General features: G+C 67.2%; 18 protein-coding genes. 7 read left to right on the top strand and 11 right to left on the bottom strand.

Translation table 11 applies throughout. From position 1 onward, the window contains the following. Window positions 1–80 precede the first annotated feature (80 nt). The 9 genes from IPI67_27870 to crtY form a co-directional block, all read right to left on the bottom strand. Window positions 81–1,235 (bottom strand): hypothetical protein, encoded by a 1,155-nt coding sequence (locus tag IPI67_27870; GenBank protein ID MBK7584002.1) that lies wholly within the window; start codon window positions 1,233–1,235, stop codon window positions 81–83. Continuing rightward, a complete protein-coding gene (locus tag IPI67_27865; GenBank protein ID MBK7584001.1) occupies window positions 1,232–2,128 on the bottom strand; it encodes a hypothetical protein in 897 nt (298 codons plus the stop codon). Before IPI67_27865 ends, IPI67_27870 begins: the two co-directional genes overlap by 4 nt. 399 nt (window positions 2,129–2,527) lie before the next feature. After that, a complete protein-coding gene (locus IPI67_27860) occupies window positions 2,528–3,313 on the bottom strand; it encodes an SDR family oxidoreductase (protein MBK7584000.1) in 786 nt (261 codons plus the stop codon). A 140-nt stretch (window positions 3,314–3,453) separates the two neighbouring features. After that, window positions 3,454–4,395 carry a MerR family transcriptional regulator gene (locus IPI67_27855; GenBank protein MBK7583999.1) on the bottom strand — a complete coding sequence of 314 codons (942 nt, stop codon included), beginning with the start codon at window positions 4,393–4,395 and terminating at the stop codon, window positions 3,454–3,456. A gap of 13 nt (window positions 4,396–4,408) precedes the next feature. Then, entirely contained in the window at window positions 4,409–4,990 is a 582-nt protein-coding gene (locus IPI67_27850) for a hypothetical protein (GenBank protein MBK7583998.1), read from the bottom strand. Further along, window positions 4,971–5,966, bottom strand: coding sequence for a phytoene/squalene synthase family protein (locus tag IPI67_27845; protein MBK7583997.1), 996 nt, complete (start codon window positions 5,964–5,966; stop codon window positions 4,971–4,973). Before IPI67_27845 ends, IPI67_27850 begins: the two co-directional genes overlap by 20 nt. Further along, window positions 5,963–7,489 carry a phytoene desaturase gene (locus tag IPI67_27840; protein ID MBK7583996.1) on the bottom strand — a complete coding sequence of 509 codons (1,527 nt, stop codon included), beginning with the start codon at window positions 7,487–7,489 and terminating at the stop codon, window positions 5,963–5,965. Before IPI67_27840 ends, IPI67_27845 begins: the two co-directional genes overlap by 4 nt. After that, window positions 7,482–8,519: a polyprenyl synthetase family protein gene (locus IPI67_27835; GenBank protein MBK7583995.1), complete on the bottom strand. Its 1,038-nt coding sequence runs from the start codon at window positions 8,517–8,519 to the stop codon at window positions 7,482–7,484. Before IPI67_27835 ends, IPI67_27840 begins: the two co-directional genes overlap by 8 nt. Next, window positions 8,516–9,670 (bottom strand): lycopene beta-cyclase CrtY, encoded by a 1,155-nt coding sequence (gene crtY, locus IPI67_27830; GenBank protein MBK7583994.1) that lies wholly within the window; start codon window positions 9,668–9,670, stop codon window positions 8,516–8,518. The genes IPI67_27835 and crtY overlap by 4 nt, the downstream gene beginning before the upstream one ends. 71 nt (window positions 9,671–9,741) lie before the next feature. Here crtY and IPI67_27825 point away from each other — a divergent pair, with 71 nt between their 5' ends. Genes IPI67_27825 through IPI67_27815 form a run of 3 tightly spaced genes read left to right on the top strand, consistent with a single transcriptional unit; the run spans window position 9,742 to window position 13,336 of the window. Next, window positions 9,742–10,701 (top strand): ABC transporter ATP-binding protein, encoded by a 960-nt coding sequence (locus IPI67_27825; GenBank protein MBK7583993.1) that lies wholly within the window; start codon window positions 9,742–9,744, stop codon window positions 10,699–10,701. A gap of 3 nt (window positions 10,702–10,704) precedes the next feature. Beyond that, entirely contained in the window at window positions 10,705–11,790 is a 1,086-nt protein-coding gene (locus tag IPI67_27820) for an ABC transporter permease (protein MBK7583992.1), read from the top strand. Between the two features lie 52 nt (window positions 11,791–11,842). Beyond that, on the top strand, window positions 11,843–13,336 hold the full coding sequence (locus tag IPI67_27815; protein ID MBK7583991.1) for a deoxyribodipyrimidine photolyase: 1,494 nt from the start codon (window positions 11,843–11,845) through the stop codon (window positions 13,334–13,336). Between the two features lie 29 nt (window positions 13,337–13,365). Here IPI67_27815 and IPI67_27810 read toward each other — a convergent pair whose 3' ends face one another. Further along, complete coding sequence (locus IPI67_27810; protein ID MBK7583990.1) at window positions 13,366–14,034, bottom strand: hypothetical protein; 669 nt, start codon at window positions 14,032–14,034, stop codon at window positions 13,366–13,368. Continuing rightward, window positions 14,031–14,588: a hypothetical protein gene (locus IPI67_27805; GenBank protein MBK7583989.1), complete on the bottom strand. Its 558-nt coding sequence runs from the start codon at window positions 14,586–14,588 to the stop codon at window positions 14,031–14,033. Before IPI67_27805 ends, IPI67_27810 begins: the two co-directional genes overlap by 4 nt. Window positions 14,589–14,780: 192 nt before the next feature. Between IPI67_27805 and IPI67_27800 the strand changes: the two genes are divergently transcribed. From IPI67_27800 to IPI67_27785, 4 genes are all read left to right on the top strand, one after another. Continuing rightward, the gene (locus IPI67_27800) at window positions 14,781–15,116 is read left to right on the top strand and encodes a hypothetical protein (GenBank protein ID MBK7583988.1); all 336 of its coding nucleotides are present in this window, start codon (window positions 14,781–14,783) and stop codon (window positions 15,114–15,116) included. A 99-nt stretch (window positions 15,117–15,215) separates the two neighbouring features. Further along, window positions 15,216–16,586: a hypothetical protein gene (locus tag IPI67_27795; GenBank protein ID MBK7583987.1), complete on the top strand. Its 1,371-nt coding sequence runs from the start codon at window positions 15,216–15,218 to the stop codon at window positions 16,584–16,586. Then, the gene (locus tag IPI67_27790; GenBank protein ID MBK7583986.1) at window positions 16,583–17,632 is read left to right on the top strand and encodes a hypothetical protein; all 1,050 of its coding nucleotides are present in this window, start codon (window positions 16,583–16,585) and stop codon (window positions 17,630–17,632) included. The genes IPI67_27795 and IPI67_27790 overlap by 4 nt, the downstream gene beginning before the upstream one ends. Beyond that, entirely contained in the window at window positions 17,625–19,271 is a 1,647-nt protein-coding gene (locus IPI67_27785; GenBank protein ID MBK7583985.1) for a CxxxxCH/CxxCH domain-containing protein, read from the top strand. The genes IPI67_27790 and IPI67_27785 overlap by 8 nt, the downstream gene beginning before the upstream one ends. Window positions 19,272–19,291 lie beyond the last annotated feature (20 nt).

Genomic DNA, 19,291 nt, shown 5'->3' with positions numbered 1-19,291 from the left:
CGTCGAGCTCGATCCCCTTCAACGATTCAGCGGGTGTGATGTCGGTACAGCGATGGCCGCGCCGCCGGGTTCCGCGGCGGTCACTTCCGCCCGACATCGATTCGAATCAGGCTCACGTTCGGGAATTTCGTGACCAGCACGGCACGTCCGCCCCAGAAGAACGCGGACACCGGCGAGTCCACGTACATGGGTTCGTCCCAGCTGCTCAGCTTCCAGAGTTTGCTGCCGAGCTCGGCCCGTTTCTCGAAGGGTCCATCAACACTCTCCGCGAGGTAACCCGTGTCGAGGAGGACCCGGCCGTCGGAGTCGACGGCGACGGAGTCGGACCAGGTGTTGCTCAGGAGCTCGGGGCGCGCTCGCACCGCGCCCGAGGTGGGCTCGACCGTCATGGCTTGATTGCCGAGCGTCACGATGAGCTCCGCTCCGGCCGCCGATAGACTTGCCGCGTTGGGCAAGAGTCCGGGGATCGCTGGATGCCAGGGCAGCGGGACCACCCTGACCCGTGTCAGTTTGTGATCGTAGACCTGCAATTCGGGGCGAGGCTCCGTCGAGAGCGCGTAGATGCGTCCGTGTTGGGCCACGACGTGCGCACCGTTTTCCCTGATCGTTCCCACCTGTCCCGTGAAGCGTTGGCTCGATAGCTTGCGGCCGGTCGAGAGCTCGAACCGCGCCAGCTCGAAGCGAGGTGAACCGCCAGCGCTCGAGCTGTGGGCGACCACAGCGAGGTCTCCGTCCGCGCTCACACCCGGGTCGGTGCCGGAAGCGAGCGCATGCGTGGCGATGAGGGCGAGCGAGCCATCGAAGACCGCGACATGAGTCTCGTTGTGGCGCCACGTGGCGATGACCCCGGAGGGGGTTGCCGCGATTCGGTAGGTCGCCGCCGTCACCGGTGGGGCCGCGCGTCTCAGCGTCGCTCCCGTCTCGATGTCGATCTCGTAGATCCCCGCCTGGGTGGCGATCGCCAGGGTACCTCCGGCGTGATCCCGGGTCGGCGCGTGAAACGGGACGGCGTTGACGACGAAACCGGGGTCGTCCAGCAGGTGCAGCTTCACCACGCCCGGAGACGACGCTTCGGTCGGTGCGGCCGCGTCGGTCGCCGCAGGCGGCGCCTCCACGTCGACGATCGGCCGAGCCACCTCGTTCTGGTCCACAGCATGTATGCGCCCGCACGCCACTGGAGTGGCGGCACCGAGCCCCACCAACGCGACGACGAACAGGAAAGCACGCAACCTCATGGCTCCCTCCGCGGGCGGTACACACCCTCGAGCGCGTGGGCATACGGACCCGCGCTGATCTGCAGCTCCCCGCGCCGCCAATAGCCCCACATACCGCTCTTCTCGTTGTGGATCCAGACTTGACGTTCCACTCCTCCATGATCGCCGCGACTCCCGGCGCCCCACGAAGCGTCGAGCTCCATCACTCGCAAACTCGGCGTCGCTCCCGGCGGCCAGCCGTCCGCGGCGAAGGCTCGCGGAACCTGCACACCCGAGACCATGAGTCGCGGGCCCTCGAACTTGTGCGTGGTATTGGAGCGCACAATCACGTTGTGATCACGTCCCTGTTTGTCGGCTGCCAAGTGAACCCAGTCGCCGGCCCGCGCTTGTGCGATCCCCACCTTCCGAAAGGCTGGATTGGGCATCACGAACTGGGAGGGATCGAGCCCAAAGCGCTGCTTGTCTGCCGACAGCTCTCCCACGCCGCGCGAGTACAAGAATGCCTGGCCCGCGTAACCTCGACAGTCCAGCCCAATGTCGTGGTCCCACATCAGACGTCGGATGGCCTGAGCCGCAGGCATCGACCCGTACGCGCGGAGTCCGCCGGCCTCGATCATCGCCTGAACGGTCTTGTGGACATCCGAGGCGCTGCCGCGGGTGCTCGTTGCCCGTGCCGGCTTCGGCCCGAGCGCCTGGAACTTTTCCGCGCCCACCAGCTTGCGGATCTTGGCCAGGGCCGCGATTTGCCGTGTACCACCGAGGCCGTGCAGCGTGGCGAAATGCGGCGTGACGCGCACCTCGCGACCGCCAACCAGATAGGGCGCACGCATCTCGGAGTAGAAGCGGTCCAGGCGAGCTCGCAGCTGGCTCTCCGGGTTGGGCCGAGCCAGCACTCGCACGGCCGCCGACGCCACCGGCTTTCGCCACTTCGCGCTGAGTTCGCCGGCGCGATCGACGAGGAGCGGCCGCCCTGCCGCCACGGCGCGGCGGAGGGGTGGAGTCGAAGAGGGACCGGGTTCGGGCGTGACGTTGCGGCGACCTGCGCGAGATACATCCATGCCGCCAGGTCGGATGGCGGTAGCCGCGAGTTGTGTGTTCTCTTGGGAAACACTCGCTCAGTGCGCCAGCGCGCACCCAATCAAGTCGTGGTCGAGCTCCGATTGGCCACCGGAACGTACTACGCGGGGCTTGCTCGGCAGCACTCTGACCGGGGCCGCGGCCGGGATCGCGTTTTCAGGCCTGCTTGCCTCACCGGCGAGTCGCTGACCTCGAAAGGAGCGCGGGTTCAGGGCCGCTCGATCCCGCGCGGGGGCTCACCTCGGAGGTGCAAAGTTGAACGGAGGCTCCCGTTCTGCCTGCCCCATGTCCTCGTGGGCGTAGTATGCCGCGACCATCTGCTCTGCACCCGGGCGGGTGTAGACGTCCGCGCGTCGGGACTCGATGGTCGACGCGATCACGGCCGCGACCTCTTCGGCGGTCTGCGCGCCAGGGAGCTTGCGCGAATCGACCCCGCCGTGTCGCGAGGCCAGGCCAAACCCCGTCGCGACGACCCCCGGGTGGACCGATGAGACCTGCACGTCGGGATACTCTGCCCGGAGCTCCATGCGCAGGTTCGCGGTCAGCGAATTCAGCGCGTGTTTCGCCGCCGAGTAGGCCGAGCGAAACGGGGCGAACGGCACCCGCCCGAGCATGGACGAGACGTTGATGATCTGCCCGCGGCCGCGCTGCTGGAAATGAGGCAGGACGGCCTGCATGCCGTAGAGCGCCGACTTGACGTTGACCAGGATCATCTCGTCGAGGTCTTCATCGGTGAGCTCCGAAACATTCCGCGTGATCCCTCGGCCCGCGTTGTTCACCCAGACGTCAATCTTGCCGAAGCGCTCGAGGGCGGTGGCGACCGCTCGCTGCACATCCGCCCGCCGCGTCACGTCGGCGACGATGGCCAAGGCGTTCGCTCCAGAGCGGGCCGCGACCTCCGAAAGCTCCTTTTCCCGACGGGCGATCAGCACGGCGATCCCGCCCTTTTTTCCCACCAGCTCGCCGAGCGCCGCTCCGATGCCGGCGCTCGCCCCCGTGATCACGATGACCTGATCTTGCATGGCGGAGAATCTAGCCTCGTTCGGCCCGTGGTGGCACCGTCATGCTCGCGGACCGGAGCCTCAGTGTGGCGCGGCTCCGTCGGCTCAGCCGGCGTCGGGATCGGTGCAGCCTCCCCGCCGCGCAGCTCGGCTTCGGCCAGCTAGCGCCCTCGACCCGAGCTGCGACCGGCAGTGGGTGAGAGCCGGCCAGCGAGCCACATCTCCAGCTCGGCCAGGCTCGAGACACGAACCACTTGCGAAGGCAGCTCGGTGACCTGCTGTGCCGAGTGACCGCCGACGACTAGCGCGGTGCCAGGGGGCAGCGCATTGCTGAGCTCTGCCAGCAGCGGCGCGGCCTCGGCCGGCCTGATGGCGACGCAAGAAATCAGAACGGCGTCGGCCGTGCAGGTGCGCGCGGAATGGACAATCTCGCTCACCGGCAGGTTGGGACCGAGAAACAGCGTTCTCCAGCCACTCATGGCCGCCACCACCGCGGACATGAGCGCACCAAGCTCGTGCAGCTCTCCCGCGAGAGTCGTGGCCACTGCGACCGGCGCACTCTGCTCCGGTGCGAACAGTCGCAACATGGCCCCGAGCTGGCTGCGGACCATGGCACTGGCCGCGTGCTCCTCGGCGACGTGGAGCGATCCTGTCTGCCAGCGTGAGCCGACCTCATGCAGCAGCGGTACCAAGACTTGGTCGATGAACTCCCGCCGCGGCAGCGCGAGCGCAGCCCCCGCGAGCGTCTGCTCCGCGGCCGAGAGGTCCAGCTTCTCGACATCCGCGAGGTATCGCTCGAGCAGGCGGTCCGCCGGATGCTCGAGCGCGGTTCCTGGGTCGTCGTGCAATGCGAGCAACTTCTCGAGCTCGTCATGAGGCAGCTTCGCCACGTCCCCAATTGCGTGCCCGAGGCCCAGCAGCCGCTTCACCAGCCGCAGTCGCTGCACGTCTTGGTCCGAGTACAGGCGGTCTCCACCACCGGAACGCTGCGGCTGGGTGGTGCCGTAGCGTCGTTCCCATACCCGCAGGGCGTGGGTCGAAATTCCGGTGATGCGGGCGACCGCGCCGATTCGATGCCGCGGAGTCTGATCGTTGTTGCTCATGCCGCCTTCGCCCTCATGCTCCACTGAAAGCCGCTACGGTCTCCTGCACGCCAGGATAGCCCGCGAAGAACCAGGACCACCAGCCGATCATCATCGTGCCGTGCCCGACCAAGATCCCGACGTGGCTCCACATTTCCACCCGGTCGGCCTGGCGACCTGCGTAGCGACGCCAGTGAAAGACCTCGTCGACGACGCTGTAGAAGAACGACAACACCGTCAACACCATGGCGGGGATCCACAGCGCCTTCGGTGCATGATACGCCGCGCACAGCAGCACCGTGCTGCCAATGCCGGCGAAGATCGTGATGCCGTGTACGAGCCCCTCGGCCTTGCTGATCTCGTCCCGGTACACGGTGCGGTGGCCGATCGTATCGATGGAGATACTGGCTGCGAAGACGAGCGCGCCAAGCGGCACCATCCACGCCTCCGCCGGGTAGCTGACCCCGTGACTCCGCCCGAACAGGAGAAAACCACCGGTGGACAACACCAACCCGAGCATCAGGCCGAACCAGCCGGCGTACACGGCCCAGTCGATGCGCTCGAACTGACGGATCCGGCCTACGTAGATTGCGACTTCAGAGGGAAATGAGCTCACGACGATACCTCACTAGGGGCAGATGGTGTCTGGGCACGAGCGGCTCGAGTCGCCGCTGCCGGAGCTCGAGCAACGTGCTGAGGGCCGAACGGACGACGAGGAGGAGCTTCTTCCAACGCGGGACCACGACCCGCCCCGCAAGGGCATCACCGCCGCGAGCTCGCAGCTCTTGCCCGATGGCGAAGTAGACATGCGAGGCGGTACGTACGGCGAACGCTGCGCGGATGGGGAGCGCGACCATGCCGCGCTCTCCCGACCGGTAGAAGGCGTCGGCGACGGACAGCAGGTAGCTCACGACCCGAGCGACGGCAGCGCGGGCCTTGGGTGAGAGCGCCGCGCCTTCGCTCGGCTCGAGCCCAGGCGCTCCGGCCTGCTCGAGCAGCGCGCGCGGCAAGTACAGCCGGCCCCGACCCCAATCTTCGAGTACGTCGCGGCAAATGTTGGTGAGCTGCATGCCGATCCCGAGGTGAGCCGCGTTTCGGAGCGCCGTCGCGTCGCTCACCCCGAGCACATGGCACATCATCAGCCCGACGACGCCAGCGACGCGGTGACAGTAGAGGAGCAGCTCATCCAGGCTCTCGTAGCGCCGTCCCTCGACGTCCATGCGCATGCCCTCGAGCAGCTCTTCCGCGTAGTACCGCGGCAGACCGCGGGCTTGTACCAGCTCTTGAAACGCACCAAGCACGAGGCTCGTCTGGATCTCTCCGGCGTAGACCGAAGAGAGCTCACTTTCCAGCTGCTCCAGCTGAGCCGGTTGCGCTTCCGCCGCGGAGAGGTCGATGAGATCGTCGGCATGCCGACACCAGGCGTAGAGCGCCGCCGCGTCAGCGCGCGTATCGGGGGGCAACAGCCGCGCAGCCAGCGCGAAGCTCTTGCTGTGCTCCGCCAGCACGCTCAGGCAGATCTCGCGGCTGGCCCCTTGCGTGGCCGGTGTCGGAGCGAGCGGACGGAACGCCGGTGCTGCGAGTGACGTCACGCCGCGCGCTCCTTCGCCAGATCGTCCAAGATCACTCCGAGCGTCGCCTTGGCTGAGTTGATCACGCCGGGGAGACCTGCGCCCGGGTGCGTCCCCGCTCCCACGATGTACAACCCGGGGATCTTCGGATCGCGATTGTGGGGGCGAAACCAGGCGCTCTGCGTCAGCTTGGGAGCTACCGAGAACGCCGAGCCGTGAAACGCCGAGAGCTCGGTCTGGAAGTCCTTGGGGGTGAACCACCGCTGGGTGACCACGTGTTTGCGGAGGTCGGGCATCAAACGCTCCAGTGACCCGAGGATCTTCTCCGCATAAGCCGGCGCTGCTTTTTCCCAGTCGATCGGGGCGTTGCCCAGGTGCGGGACCGGCGACAGCACGTAGAAGGCGCCGCAACCGGGAGGCGCGAGTGACGGATCGGTCACCGTGGGTGCGTGCAGGTACAAGCTGAAGTCGTCCGGTAGACGGTTCCCCGAGAAGATCTCGTCCAGCAGACCCTCGTACCTCGGCCCGAACACCACGGTGTGGTGGGCGGCGTCGTAGGTCCGATCCGTCCCGAAATAGAGCACGAACAGGCTCATGGACCAGTCGGCTCGCTCCAGCTTCTGGCGAGTCTTGTCCGCTCCCGAGTTGCCCGCGTAGAGCTTCGCGTAGGTGTGATGGAGGTCGGCATTCGACACGACGAGATCGAACGGCTCCTCGCCACGCTCCGTGGTCACGACATGGACGATCCGTCCTTCCAGCTCACGCACCTCGATGTGTTGGACGGGGGACGACAGTCGGATCTCGCCGCCCAGCTCCTGGTACAAACGGACCAGCGCTTGCACCAGGGCGCCGGTCCCGCCGCGTGGAAAGAACACGCCCCACTTGCGCTCCAGGTAGTGAATCAGGGTGTAGATCGAGCTGGTCTCGAAGGGGTTTCCACCCACCAGGAGTGAGTGAAACGAGAGTGCTTGGCGCACGTGCTCGTTCTCGACGAAGCGCGCGACGGCACTGTAGACGCTGCGATCGGCCCGCAGGCGCGCCAGATCCGGCGCCACCTTCACCATGTCGAAGAAACGCAAGAAGGGCGTGGCCGCCAGCTCCTCGTAGCCTTTCTCGAATACCCTGCGTGTGTAGTCGACGAAGCGTACGTACCCTTCGGCGTCGTCGGGGTTGCGCGCGCGGATCTGCTCGAGCATGGCAGCGGAGTCACCGACGTAATCGAACTCGTCACCATCGCTCCACGACAGCCGGTAGAACGGAGCGACAGGGAGCAGCTCGACGTAGTCCTCCATCTTGCGGCCGGCCACCTGGAACAGCTCTTCGATGCACTGCGGCGCGGTGATCACGGTCGGCCCGGCGTCGAACACGAAGCCGTCCTGCTCGTAGACGTAGGCGCGTCCCCCGGGTTTGTCCCGCGCTTCGAACAGCACGCTTTCGACTCCGGCGGCCTGCAGCCGGATGGCGGCTGCCAGACCACCGAAACCACTACCCACCACTGCCGCGCGCCGCGCTCGCGGGTGCGCACCTGAAATTCGCTCAACCATAACTTCTCCCGAGTAGTTCGATCTCTGCCTTCACATCCGCCAACGCGGGGGCATCCCCGACGACAGCCTTCAAATCCAGGAACGCGCGCTCCATGCGAGCCGCGACGTCACGCTTGCCCAGCGCCGCAACCAGCGAGCGCAGCTCGCTGGCGAGCACCTCCGGGTGGGTCTCTCGGCGGTGCACTCTGCGCGCGGCGAGCACCAGCTCCGCGTAACGCCGCGAGTCGAGCCGACCCGCGGCCCAGGCGAACGGCCAGGTGGGGCGGCCACCTAGCAAGTCCTCGTGTCCCTTGTGGCAGCGGGCCTCGCTGACGATGCCTCCCAGATCGTCCAGCATTTGCAGGGCGCCACCCAGCTCGCCTCCAAAACGGGCAAGGGCCGCGACCACTGGGCGCGGGCCCCCCGCCGCGACGGCCCCGAGCGACGAGGCGAGCTGCATCAGCGCACCGGTCTTCAGCTGCGTCGTGACGCTGACGACGCTCGGCACATCCCGCTGGGCCAGATCGAAGATCCGCGTCGAGAGATCGAGCGCCTGCCCCTGATGCGCACGGAGCAGCGTGCGATCGATCAACCGGCGCACGGACAGCTCTATCGGTGGCGCAAGATCCATGCGCTCTATCAGGGAATCCGACCAGAAGTAGAGCCAGGAGCCGGCGTTGAGCGCACGGCCCAGGCCCCACTTCTTGTGCAGCGCGAGCTCACCGCGGCGGTAGGTCGAGTCGTCCTCGATGTCGTCCACGATCAACGACCCTGCGTGCAGGACCTCGACGACCCAGCGCAGCTCACTCGGCGGAGAACCGCGCTGTCCGGCGAGCTCCCAGGCCAGATCCACGAGACGCGCGCGAAACTCCTTGCCCGGTCGCGAGAAGAAGTCCGCCAACGGTGCGTAGAGGGCCTCGTCCCAGACCTCCCAGGGCACGGTCTCGCCGTCGAGACCGAGCAGTCGGTCGAGCTCCGCTTCCGAGAACTGCTCTGCGAGCAACTCCAGCAGCGGCGGTTTTCTGTCGATGACCAGCGCAGTGTTCGTCATGTCGTGGCTCCCTGGGACAACGCGGTTCGTACTGAAAACCCACGGGGCGGACGGCCGCACAGGATGCGGGCGCGGTCCGCTGCCGTGGTGGTCATGGCGTAAAAGCGAGCGATGGTCGGCTCGGGCAGGCCGTAGAAGCGGGCGAGCACGTGCCAGCGGTCTTCAGGGTGAAACGCCGCAAAAAGCAGGCGATTGAGCCAGAGAAAAAAGCGCTGCTGGCGGCGGTGCTCTCGGCAGAGGGCCCGCCACGCCGGGCCGAACAGGTCACCGTCGAAGTGATCGGCAACGTGAAGCGCCACGCGTACGGCAGGCGGAAGGGAGTAGCCGGTCGTCGGGTGAAACCACCCGCCGCGATAGCCCAGCGCGAGCGGGAGCTCCGCCGACGGCTCCGCGATTGCCCGCGCAGGGATCGGAAGGACTCCGCGCTCCTCCCGCAGGACCTGGGACACACGAAGCTCATGAGCTGCGGCGTAGGCGAGTACCTCGCGGCGGAGCGCCTCCGAGTCCAGCGCGGATGTATCGGAGTAGTAGGTGTCCTCGACCAGCACCCGACGGGCTCCCAGTGGCAGCACGTAGAAGAATCGGAAGCCGTCGGTCTGCGGCACGCGGCAGTCCATCAGCGTCGGGCGCGTGAGGCCGTGATCCGCCTCCAGCTCGAGCTCGAGCCCGAGAAACTTCTGGTAGGCGACGCGAGCCTGCGGCTCGAACCGGTCGGGCCCCCGTGCGTCGATGACCAGGCCGGCTTCGAAGCGTCGACCGTCTTCGAGCTCGACGCTCCGTTCCCCGAGCTGGCGGACAGCGACCCCGGTGATGAGTGTGGCGTTGGGCGCGCTCTCGAGCACAGAACCGATGTGCTCGGCGAAGCGTTCGCTGGTCACCGCTGCGTACGCGGAGCCCACGCTGCGCGACCGGCTGGGGAACTCCACGTCGTATCCGCTCCAGCGATGTTCGATCAGCGGCGCCAGCAATTGAACACCGCTGGGTGACAGGTCGTCGGCGTGGAAACACCAGGTGTGATTGCCGCCGAGCCCCGGGCCCGCTTCGACCACCAGCAGGCGGGCGCCGGGGTTTCGCTCGAGGACTGCCAGTGCGACCAGGCCCCCTTGGAGGCCTCCGCCGACGATCAGGATGTCGAGGTTGCTTTGGTTCATGTCTTAATTGTGTCTAAGTAATGACAACAAAGGTTGCGCATGTCAAGGGAGGTGTCTAAGTTATGTCTACTATGGGTCTAGCCAAGGTTGTCCCCCTGCCTCTCCCGCTGGAAACGCTGCAGTCCGGGGCTGGCGCCCACCACGAGCTCGCGGTCGAGCACGTGGCGCGGCGCTTCGGCCGTCTCGTCGCAGTCAACGACCTCTCTCTGTCCGTGCGCCGGGGGGAGACCTTCGGGCTGCTCGGTCCGAATGGCGCTGGCAAGAGCACCCTGATGAAGATGATGGTCGGCGCGGACGCGCCGGACGCCGGTTCAATCAACCTCGGGGGAAGAGGCGTGACAGAGCTCGACACGAGGCGCCGCATCGGCATCGCCCCGCAAGAGATCGCTCTTCACGGCAGGCTCACTGCTGCGGAAAACTTGGCGTTCGCCGGTCGCCTCTACGGCATGACCCGGAAACGCCTGCGGGCACGTGTGGATTTCGCGCTCGAGGTGGCCGGGCTCGGCGCGCGACGCAACGACCGGGTCCAGGGATTTTCGGGCGGCATGCAGCGTCGCCTCAACCTGGCTTGCGCCATCGTGCACGAGCCGAGCCTGGTCTTGCTCGACGAGCCCACGGCCGGCGTCGATCCGCAGTCGCGCAACCACATCTTCGAGGCCCTCGAACGACTGAAAAGCGAAGGGGTCACCATCGTCTACTCGACTCACTACATGGAGGAGGCGGAGCGGCTCTGTGACCGCATCGCGATCATCGACCACGGGCGCTTGCTCGCACTCGGTTCGTTGCGCGAGCTGACGAGCGCTCACGGTGCTGGGTTTGCGATCAACGTGGAGTTCGAGGGAGCATTTCCAGCGAACCTGCCGCGCCCGACCACGCGCACGGGGTCGAGAGCCCAGTACAGGACCGCTGACCCCTGGCCGCTGGTCAACGAAATCGCGCGTACCGGCGCGTCGATTGCGTCGCTCAACATCGAACGCCCCAGCTTGGAGGGGGTGTTCTTGGCCTTGACCGGCAGAAGCCTGAGGGATTGACCGATGCGTGTTGCCATCTTCATCGCCCTGAAAGACCTGCGGCTCCTGCTCCGGGACCGCATGGCGCTATTTTGGGCCTTCGTGTTTCCGGTGGTGTTCGCCCTCTTCATCGGGAGTGTGCTTTCGTCGTCAGTCTCCGGCACGGCCACCCGCCTGCCGGTGGCCTTCGTCGATGACTCGCGCGGCGAGGCCTCGCGCAAGCTCCGACTGGAGCTCGAGGCTTCGGAAGGCATCCTTCTGCGCGCGGCGGCTGCAGCGGCAGAGGCCGAGCAGTCGGTTCGAAGCGGGGACGACCTGGCGTACGTCCGGGTACCCGCAGACTTCGCTGCGGGCGCCGAGGTCGAGCTGGGGGTCGATCCATCGAGGCCAGGCGAGACCGCGCTGGTCCGCGCCGCCCTGACTCAGGCGTTGATGCGGGCGCGCGCGCCCGCTGCTACGCCACTGTCGTCCGAGCCGGTGAGGTTGATCGCCGTGCTTCGCACCGCTCGGCCGCCCAACCCGTTTTCGCTCGTGTTCCCCTCGGCCATCGCCTGGGGCCTGATGGGATGTGCGGCGACCTTCGCCGTGGCGATGGTCGCGGAGCGCAGCGGGGGCACTCTGCTTCGGCTGCGCGCGGCCCCGTTGCCGAAGTCCTCCCTGGTGCTGGGCAAAGCGCTGGCGTGTGCGATCGCTTGCCTGTCGACCGTCAGCGTGTTGCTCGGGATTGCCTGGTTGGGGTTTGGCGTGAGGATCGGGAGCCTACCGCTGATGGCATTGGCTCTCGCCTCGATCACTCTGTGTTTCGTTGGACTGACGCAGGTCCTCTCGCTCTTGGGCAAGACCGAGCAGGCAGTGTCTGGTGCCGGTTGGGCGACGCTGCTCTTCATGGCAATGCTGGGCGGCGCGATGGTTCCGGTGTCGCTGATGCCGGCCTGGATGCAGCGGTTGTCGGACCTGTCGCCAATCCGCTGGGGGATTTTCGCTCTCGAAGGCGCGATCTGGCGGGGGCTGGGATTGCGCGAGCTCGTGGTGCCGTGCGCCGTCTTGGCGGGCGTGGGGCTGGTGGGTTTCGTGCTGGGTACGCGTCTCAGCGCCCGGAGGGAGGCATGACCGTCGCCCGAGCGCGCGGGCGTGCGCCGCGGATGGCCGTCGAGGGGTGGGCTTGACCGGTAGACTATCCGCGGAACGCCTGCGCGTCATCGGTGACGCCCCGGTGCGCGATGGCGAATACGTTCTCTACTGGATGGTTGCCGCACGGCGCACACGCGCGAGCTTCGCGCTCGATCACGCCATCGATCGCTCGCTCGAGCTCCGCAAACCGCTCGTGGTGTTCGAACCGCTACGCGCCGACTACCGGTGGGCGAGCGAGAGGTTGCACGCCTTCGTGATCGCGGGCATGCGCGACAACGCGGCAGCGTGTGCGAAGGCAGGCGTGCAATACTTCGCCTACGTCGAGCCGTACGCAGGTGCCGGCCGGGGCCTGCTGGATGCCCTGGCCCGTAACGCGAGCCTGGTAGTCACCGATGACCAGGCTGGTTTCTTTCAACCGCGCATGATCGAAGCTGCCGGCGCGCGCCTCGGTGTGCGACTGGAAGCCGTCGACGGGGTCGGGCTCCTGCCGGTGCGCGCAGCCGACCGGACGTATTTGCGAGCGGTCGACTTCCGCCGCTTCGTCCAGAAGAGCCTTCCCTGTGCGCTCGAGGCTTCACCCCACGCTGACGCTCTCGGGCGAGCGCGACCGTTGCCCCGCTTGCAGGAACTGCCGAGCGAGGTCCTCTCCCGCTGGCCCCGGGCGACGCAGGCACTTTTGTCCGGTGATGCCGCAGCACTGGCGGGCATCGCCGTCGGCGCCAAGCCGGGCCGAGCCCGGCTCGAGGGTGGGGCGCAGGCCGCAGCCCTGCGCCTGGAGCTCTTCATCCGCGAGGGGCTCCCCCGCTATGACGAGCGCAAACACCCAGATCGGGACGCGGCCAGCGGTCTCTCGCCCTACCTTCACTTCGGGCACATCGGCGCGCACGAAATCTGGACCGAGCTGGCCCGCTCCGAAGGTTGGACTCTCGACGCGCTCGCGCCGCGAGCCGCGGGGCAAAAGGAAGGGTTCTGGGGCATGAGCGGCCCGGCCGAGGCATTCGTCGACGAGCTCGTGACCTGGCGGGAGCTTGGACACCACACCTGCTCGCGAGATCCCGCGTTCGCGCAGTTCGGCTCACTACCGGGATGGGCCAGGGCGACGTTGGAGAAGCACGCGTCCGATCCGCGAAAGGTCAGCTACTCTCGCGAGCAACTGGAGCGGGCGGAGACGCACGATGCCGTGTGGAACGCCGCCCAGCGTGAGCTCTTGCGAGAGGGAGTGATGCACAACTACCTGCGCATGCTGTGGGGCAAGAAGATCCTGGAATGGTGCCCGAGTCCAGAGCGCGCGCTCGAGGTGATGATAGAGCTGAACAACACCTACGCTCTGGACGGGCGAGATCCGAACTCTTACAGCGGCATCTTCTGGTGTCTGGGTCGCTACGATCGACCTTGGGCACCGGAGAGACCGATCTTCGGGACGATTCGCTACATGAGCTCGGACGCCACCCTCAAGAAGCTTCGCATGAAGACCTACCTGGAACGCTTCAGTGCGAACGCCCAGGTCGACTTGCCCCTGGCTTGACGCGGCGGGACAGCTCGCGGCGGCTGTCCTCAACGCGGAGGTGGTTGTGCGTAGCCAGGCTCTTGTTGGGTCGGTGCGTACGCGGGGGGCTGCTGCCACTGCTGCGGCTGCTGCGGCTGTTGCCCCGGCGGGGCGTAGCCCGGGTCGCTCCACGCCGGGTCGGGCCGAGGGTACCGTCCGTGATCGAACCCCTCTTTTTCCCACATCATGATCGGGAACTTCAACAGCACTCCAACCTCGCCGTAGGTGAACCCGCCTGCGTCGGCGAACACCCGACCAACGCCGCCATAGAAGTGCACCGCGGCGAACGACAACAGGAAGCGCCCGCGGATACCGTGATGATTCGTGTCGCCGAAGCTTCGCTCGTACCCGAGATCGACCCCGAAGATCGCCATGCCCGCTTCGGCGCCGACCCCCAAGCGAGTCGTGTCGGAACCAAAATCACGCAGGACGTCGGTGTACGCTCCGGCCCAGCCAGTCGAGTGATCCAGGTACACGAAGCTCGCCTCCGGCCCCACGAGGAATCCGTTCGAGACTGGGTCCGGATTGAGGGAGTACCCGAAGTTCAGACCAAGAGGCAGCCACAGCGAGTCCCGGATCTTGGGGCCGCCGTCGGCGTGGGCGGCGCTCGTGCAAAAGCACACCGCCGCGACGGTCGAACATCCAGCGAGCCATCCGATGACCGAGCGCCGTCTCATCTGAACCTCAGTATCACACCGTCGGCAGGTTCCACGTCTCGAAGCTCCAGCGAGAGCCGGCGGCGACCCCGCGGCTCGATGCGCTCGCCTTCGAGGATGACCTCCGCAAGGCGCGCATGGGGGTCCTCGACCTCCACACGCAAACGCCCGATGGGCCCGCGCCAGTAAGCCCCACTCTTGAGCACGTACCCGAAGTCGGAGTTGCCGGTTTGCACGTACCGAACCAGGAGCCATCCGTCGTGACGCGCCAGGTCTTCGCCGCTGAGCCAGATGTCCCAGGACTCGACGAAATCGCCCATCGGCAGCCCTCCCGGAGCTCCCCGGGCCGTGGGGACCGGAACCCGCCCGGAACCGACCAGCTCCGCGCGGAACTCTCTTGCAGGCCCGCGTGGCGCGCCGATGGGAAACGTTGCGACGCGATCGCGGAGCTCACCGCTGGCAACGAAGTGAAACAGCGCAGCGACCCGCACGCTGCCGTCGTCCTCGACCGTCAACGTCAAGGTCTCGTCCACCAGCCCGAGGCCCCGGTCCTCGACGAACGGAGGGCGAGGCACAGGCGCGAGGCCATTGGTCACACAGGCCGCGGAGCTTGCCGAGAGAAGCGCCAAGCCAATTGCCAGCACCCCGCGCGGGCAACGGCTGAGGGTCGAGGCGTCCACGGAGGTGGTAAGCTGTACGCGTAAATGGAGCGGTGATCGAGCAATGCAGGCATCGCAGCAGCTGGACGCCTGGGTTTTGGCGATCTCGTGCGGCGGGCTTTGCGCCTGCGGCTCGGACGACACGGCAACCAAGGGCTGAGCCCCACGGACGACAGGGCCGATACCAACTTCGACGACCCCAAAGGCATCGAGTATTCGCACCCCATCGTGGTGCACCCGCTTGCCAAGGCCACCCAGGAGAGCGGCGTTGTGGGGATTGGCACCTACGCTTCCGACGCGCAGTTCGACAAGACCGTGCCCGCGCTGACCTTCGAGTCGGACTGCTACTTCAACCCGAGCGGCCCGCTGAGCTTCGCCCTGTTCGCGGCCAACGGCGGCAGCTACGGGTCCAAAGGCGCCGAGTACCCCCCTCATTCCCCCTGAACGTCCTGATCCCGATGCGGACCGGGGTGCCGGGGTCTCGGCGCCCAGCGCAATTCTTTCATTCCAATTTCTGCCCAACCTGTCGGACGATGGGGGTCGATGGAAGTAAGCCGGCTCTTGGGGGGCGCACTGCTCGCCACCGGCGTGCTCGGGGCGACGCCTGCGCTCGCTGCCCCACCGCCTGAAGCCGACACGTCGGCCGACGTGGTGGTGCGGAGTGAGACTCACTTCCGTTTGTACCAACGTTCCCTCTTGCCGGGACCGTACGGAGCCGTGATCACGGAAGAGACAGCGGCGCCCGTCGTCGAGTATGCCTCCCTCACCGCGCGGGATCTCGACGCGCCGTGGGAGAGGCACAGCTTGGACGTCGAGCTCGACGTGTGGGGCAGCGCGACGTTTGGTGAGGCGGGTGCTGCACGACGGGTGGACGGTGACGTTCAGCACGCCAGCGTGCGCTACCGATCCGGGCCGGCGTGGCTGCGCATCGGTCGACAGCACGTTGCAGGCGGCGCCGCGCGGTTTGCGCGCTTCGACGGTGTCGCAGCGGGCGGTACCTTGCCGTTTGGTGTCGGTCTCGACGCTTACGCGGGCCTCACCGTGCTGCCGCGCTGGGCTGCGCGCCCCGGCTACCATCAGCTTGGCTCGGCGGTCGACTCGCTGTGGCGCGATCCATCCGCGCTGCCCGAGCCCAAACGCGCCGAGCACTGGGTCGCCGGCGGACGCCTCTACTACGACTCATCGAGCTTGGACGCGGGGGTGTCGGTGCACGAAGAGCGCGAGACCGGGGAGCTCGCCCATCGCAATCTGGGTCTCGATTTGCGAGGCGATCTGTCGAAGAAGCTCACGCTCGGTGGCAATGGTGTGATGGACCTGGACGCTACGCGAGTGGCCGATGCCCGCGCGTTTGGCCAGTACGCCCCCAGCCGGGTCGTCGAGCTCGAGCTCGAGATGCTGCACGCGGAGCCGGCGCTGTTCCTGTCACGCCAGAGTGTGCTCAGCGTGTTTTCGACGGACGCCTACGAGGAGGCCGGCGGCACGCTCAGCTTGCGGGTCATGCGGGCGCTCCGCCTGACCGGCGGCGGCTTCGTCCAGGTCTACTCCTCCGATGACCAAGGCGGGCGGGCCGAGCTCAGCGCTCGCATCGAGCCAGGTCACACCGGTCAGACCGTCCTGATCTGCACGGTCTCCCGCGTGATCGCGCCGGAGAACGGCTACACAGCCATGCGTAACGCACTTCGGCAGCGCATCACGTTCCCGCTCCACGCGACGCTCGAGGCCTACCATTACCTCTACGATGACCCCATCCGCGGCTACGACTCGTCGGGAGTCTACGCGGGCACCCTCGACTATTCGATCTTGCCCGAGCTGTCCGTGCTCTGGGGCACGTCGCTGGCGCACACTCCCTACGCGGCGACCGACCTGCAGAGTCAGATCCGAATCCAGTACCTGGCCGGTGGGAGGGCCAAATGAGCGCGCTCCGCTCCAGCAGCTTCTGGCTCGCGGTCCTGTGTGTGATCGCGGTCATCGTGGCGTGTGCCGATCAGGCGCCGCCGCGCTTTCCCCACGCCGTGCACCTGGCGGGTATGAAATGCGGCGGTCGTGGCATGCCCGAGTGCCTGAGTTGCAACGTTTGCCACCAGGTCGCGAAGGGCAGGGACCACGCATTCCCCGACAAGCAGCTGTGTGACAGGTGCCACAAGCCGAACGACAGTGCGGTCACAAGGGTGCAGCGCCCGCCGCGAAACGTGCCGCCCCCTGTTGCGTACACCATTGCCTTCGACCACAAAAAGCACCTGGCGATGAAGGAGGTGAAGGGGCAGTGCATACCGTGTCACGCAGGAGCTCCCGAACCGGACGCGCCACTCTTCCCGCCCATGGCACGCTGCTTCGAGTGCCACGAGCACAAGGCACAGTGGGACCGGGCAGAGTGCTCCCCGTGCCACGTACAGAAGGACCTCGGGCGTCTGCTCCCGCAGTCGTACGTCAAACACGACGCGGCGTTTCAGCGGGGTCACGGGCTGGCTGCGCGGCAGCAGCGCAAGCTGTGCCAGCAGTGCCACACCGAGCAGCACTGCAACGACTGCCACGACGTGTCGCAGGGTCTCTCGATCGAAAAGCGTCGACCCGAGGCCATCGACAAGAACCTCGTCCATCGTGGGGACTTCATCTCCCGCCACGCCATCGAAGCCAAGTCTCAGCCCGCCCGCTGCGCGCGCTGCCACACGCCGAGCACGTGCGACAGTTGTCACCTGGAGCGCGGTGTCAGCGGCGGCGCGCTGAACGGCCGGAACCCGCATCCGCCGGGCTGGGTCAGCGGCGCACAGGGTGAGCCCAGCGGTCACGGGCGCAACGCGCGGCGTGACATTCTGGCGTGCGCCGGTTGCCACGATCAGGGCCCGGCCACCAACTGCATCCGCTGTCACAAGGTGGGCGCTTATGGCGGGAACCCGCATCCCAAGGGCTGGAAGAGCGCACGCTCCGATTCCGCGGCAATGTGCAGGTATTGCCATGAGTGACCGAATTCGCTCCTTGTCCCTGGGCGCGGTGGTCATCGCCGCGGTCGCCGCGGCGCTCGCGCCGGGTTGTCAGAGTCAGCGTGACGACGTCGCGAACCAGAAAGCGTCGGCCTGCACGTCGTGTCATGGCGACCCGAACCGTGTCGGTACGGACCTCGAGCGTGCGGCGCCGCCAACCGACTCCACGGGGAAGACCGACCCCAGCTCTCCCGGAGTGGGCGCGCACGCGGCGCATTTGACCGCGACCAAGACTCACGACCCGGTCGCCTGCACCGAGTGCCACATCGTCCCGAAACAAACCAGCGACAAGGGTCACCTGGACGACGACCGCCCCGCCGAGTTCACACCTGGTGACCTAGCCAAACAGGGTGGGCGCGATCCCCAATACCAAAACTTTCGTTGCAGCGACACGTACTGTCATCGTGATTCGGACGCGGTGTGGACCTCACCCCGCAGCTCCGATGCCGCCTGCGGCACCTGCCACTCCCTGCCTCCGCCGGCGCCGCACCCGAAGAGCACGAAGTGCCCGGATTGTCACGGCGCCGTCGTGGACGCCAGCGGCATCAAGAACCCGGCGTTGCACGTCAACGGCACGATCGACGTTGGGGACTTGCCCTGCGACTCGTGTCACGGCAGCGATGGCAACCCGGCGCCCCCCAGCGATCTCTCTGGCAACACCGAGGTCACCGCGCTCGGCGTCGGCGCCCACCGCGTCCACCTCGCGGGTGGTGCAGTGAGCCGCCCGGTGCCGTGCTCCGAGTGCCACGTCGTGCCCGCGGAGTTCAAGGCCGCCGGCCACACCGATAGCGACTTGCCCGCCGAGCTCACCTTCAGCGGCGCAGCGATCGCGAACAACCGAAAGCCGACCTGGGATCGGAACGTGCGCAAGTGCTCCGACGCCTGGTGCCACTCCCCGGAGGCCCCGGGCCCGTCCCCGGAGTGGACCACGACGTCGGGACCGCTGCCGTGCGGGGGCTGCCACGGCACGCCGCCCGCTCCGCCGCATCCGCAGATGACAAACTGCTCGCGCTGCCACGGCGCCGTGATCAACGACGACAACGCCACGTTCAAAGATCGCACTCTCCATGTGGACGGGGTGGTCGAAGTGGTCATGCCGGACCTGTGCAACGGTTGCCACGGCAGCACCAACCCCGCGCCGCCCACCGACCTGTCGGGGTCGAGCGCAACGACCTCACCCGGCGTCGGCGCCCATCAGGCTCACGTCGTCGGCAAGGGAACGGCGCGCAAGGTGCCCTGTGCGGAGTGTCACGTCGTTCCGACCAAGGTGACCGATCCGGGTCACTACGACACGTTGGGCCCCGCCGAGCTGACCTTCAGCGGTGTCGCCACGACCGGAGGCGCGTCCCCGGCCTACTCCGGCGGGAGCTGCCAGAACACGTACTGCCATGGTGCCGCGTGGCCCAATGGGAAGCCCTCCGGTGGGCCGTCCACGCAGCCCATCTGGACGAAGGTCGATGGATCTCAGGCCGCATGCGGTGGCTGTCACTCCTTGCCGCCGCCGGCACCTCACCCGGTCGCATTCGTCTGCGCGGGCTGCCACAAGAACATCGATACGTCGCTCAAGTTCCTGTTCCCCGAGACTCACGTGGACGGGTTGACCACGTTCACCGTCCCCTGAGTTGGCCGGGGCGCCAGCTT

It is taken from the genome of Myxococcales bacterium, assembly GCA_016706225.1.
Taxonomy (GTDB): Bacteria; Myxococcota_A; Polyangia; order Polyangiales; family Polyangiaceae; genus JADJKB01.
This window is presented reverse-complemented; position numbering and strand designations above follow the sequence as displayed.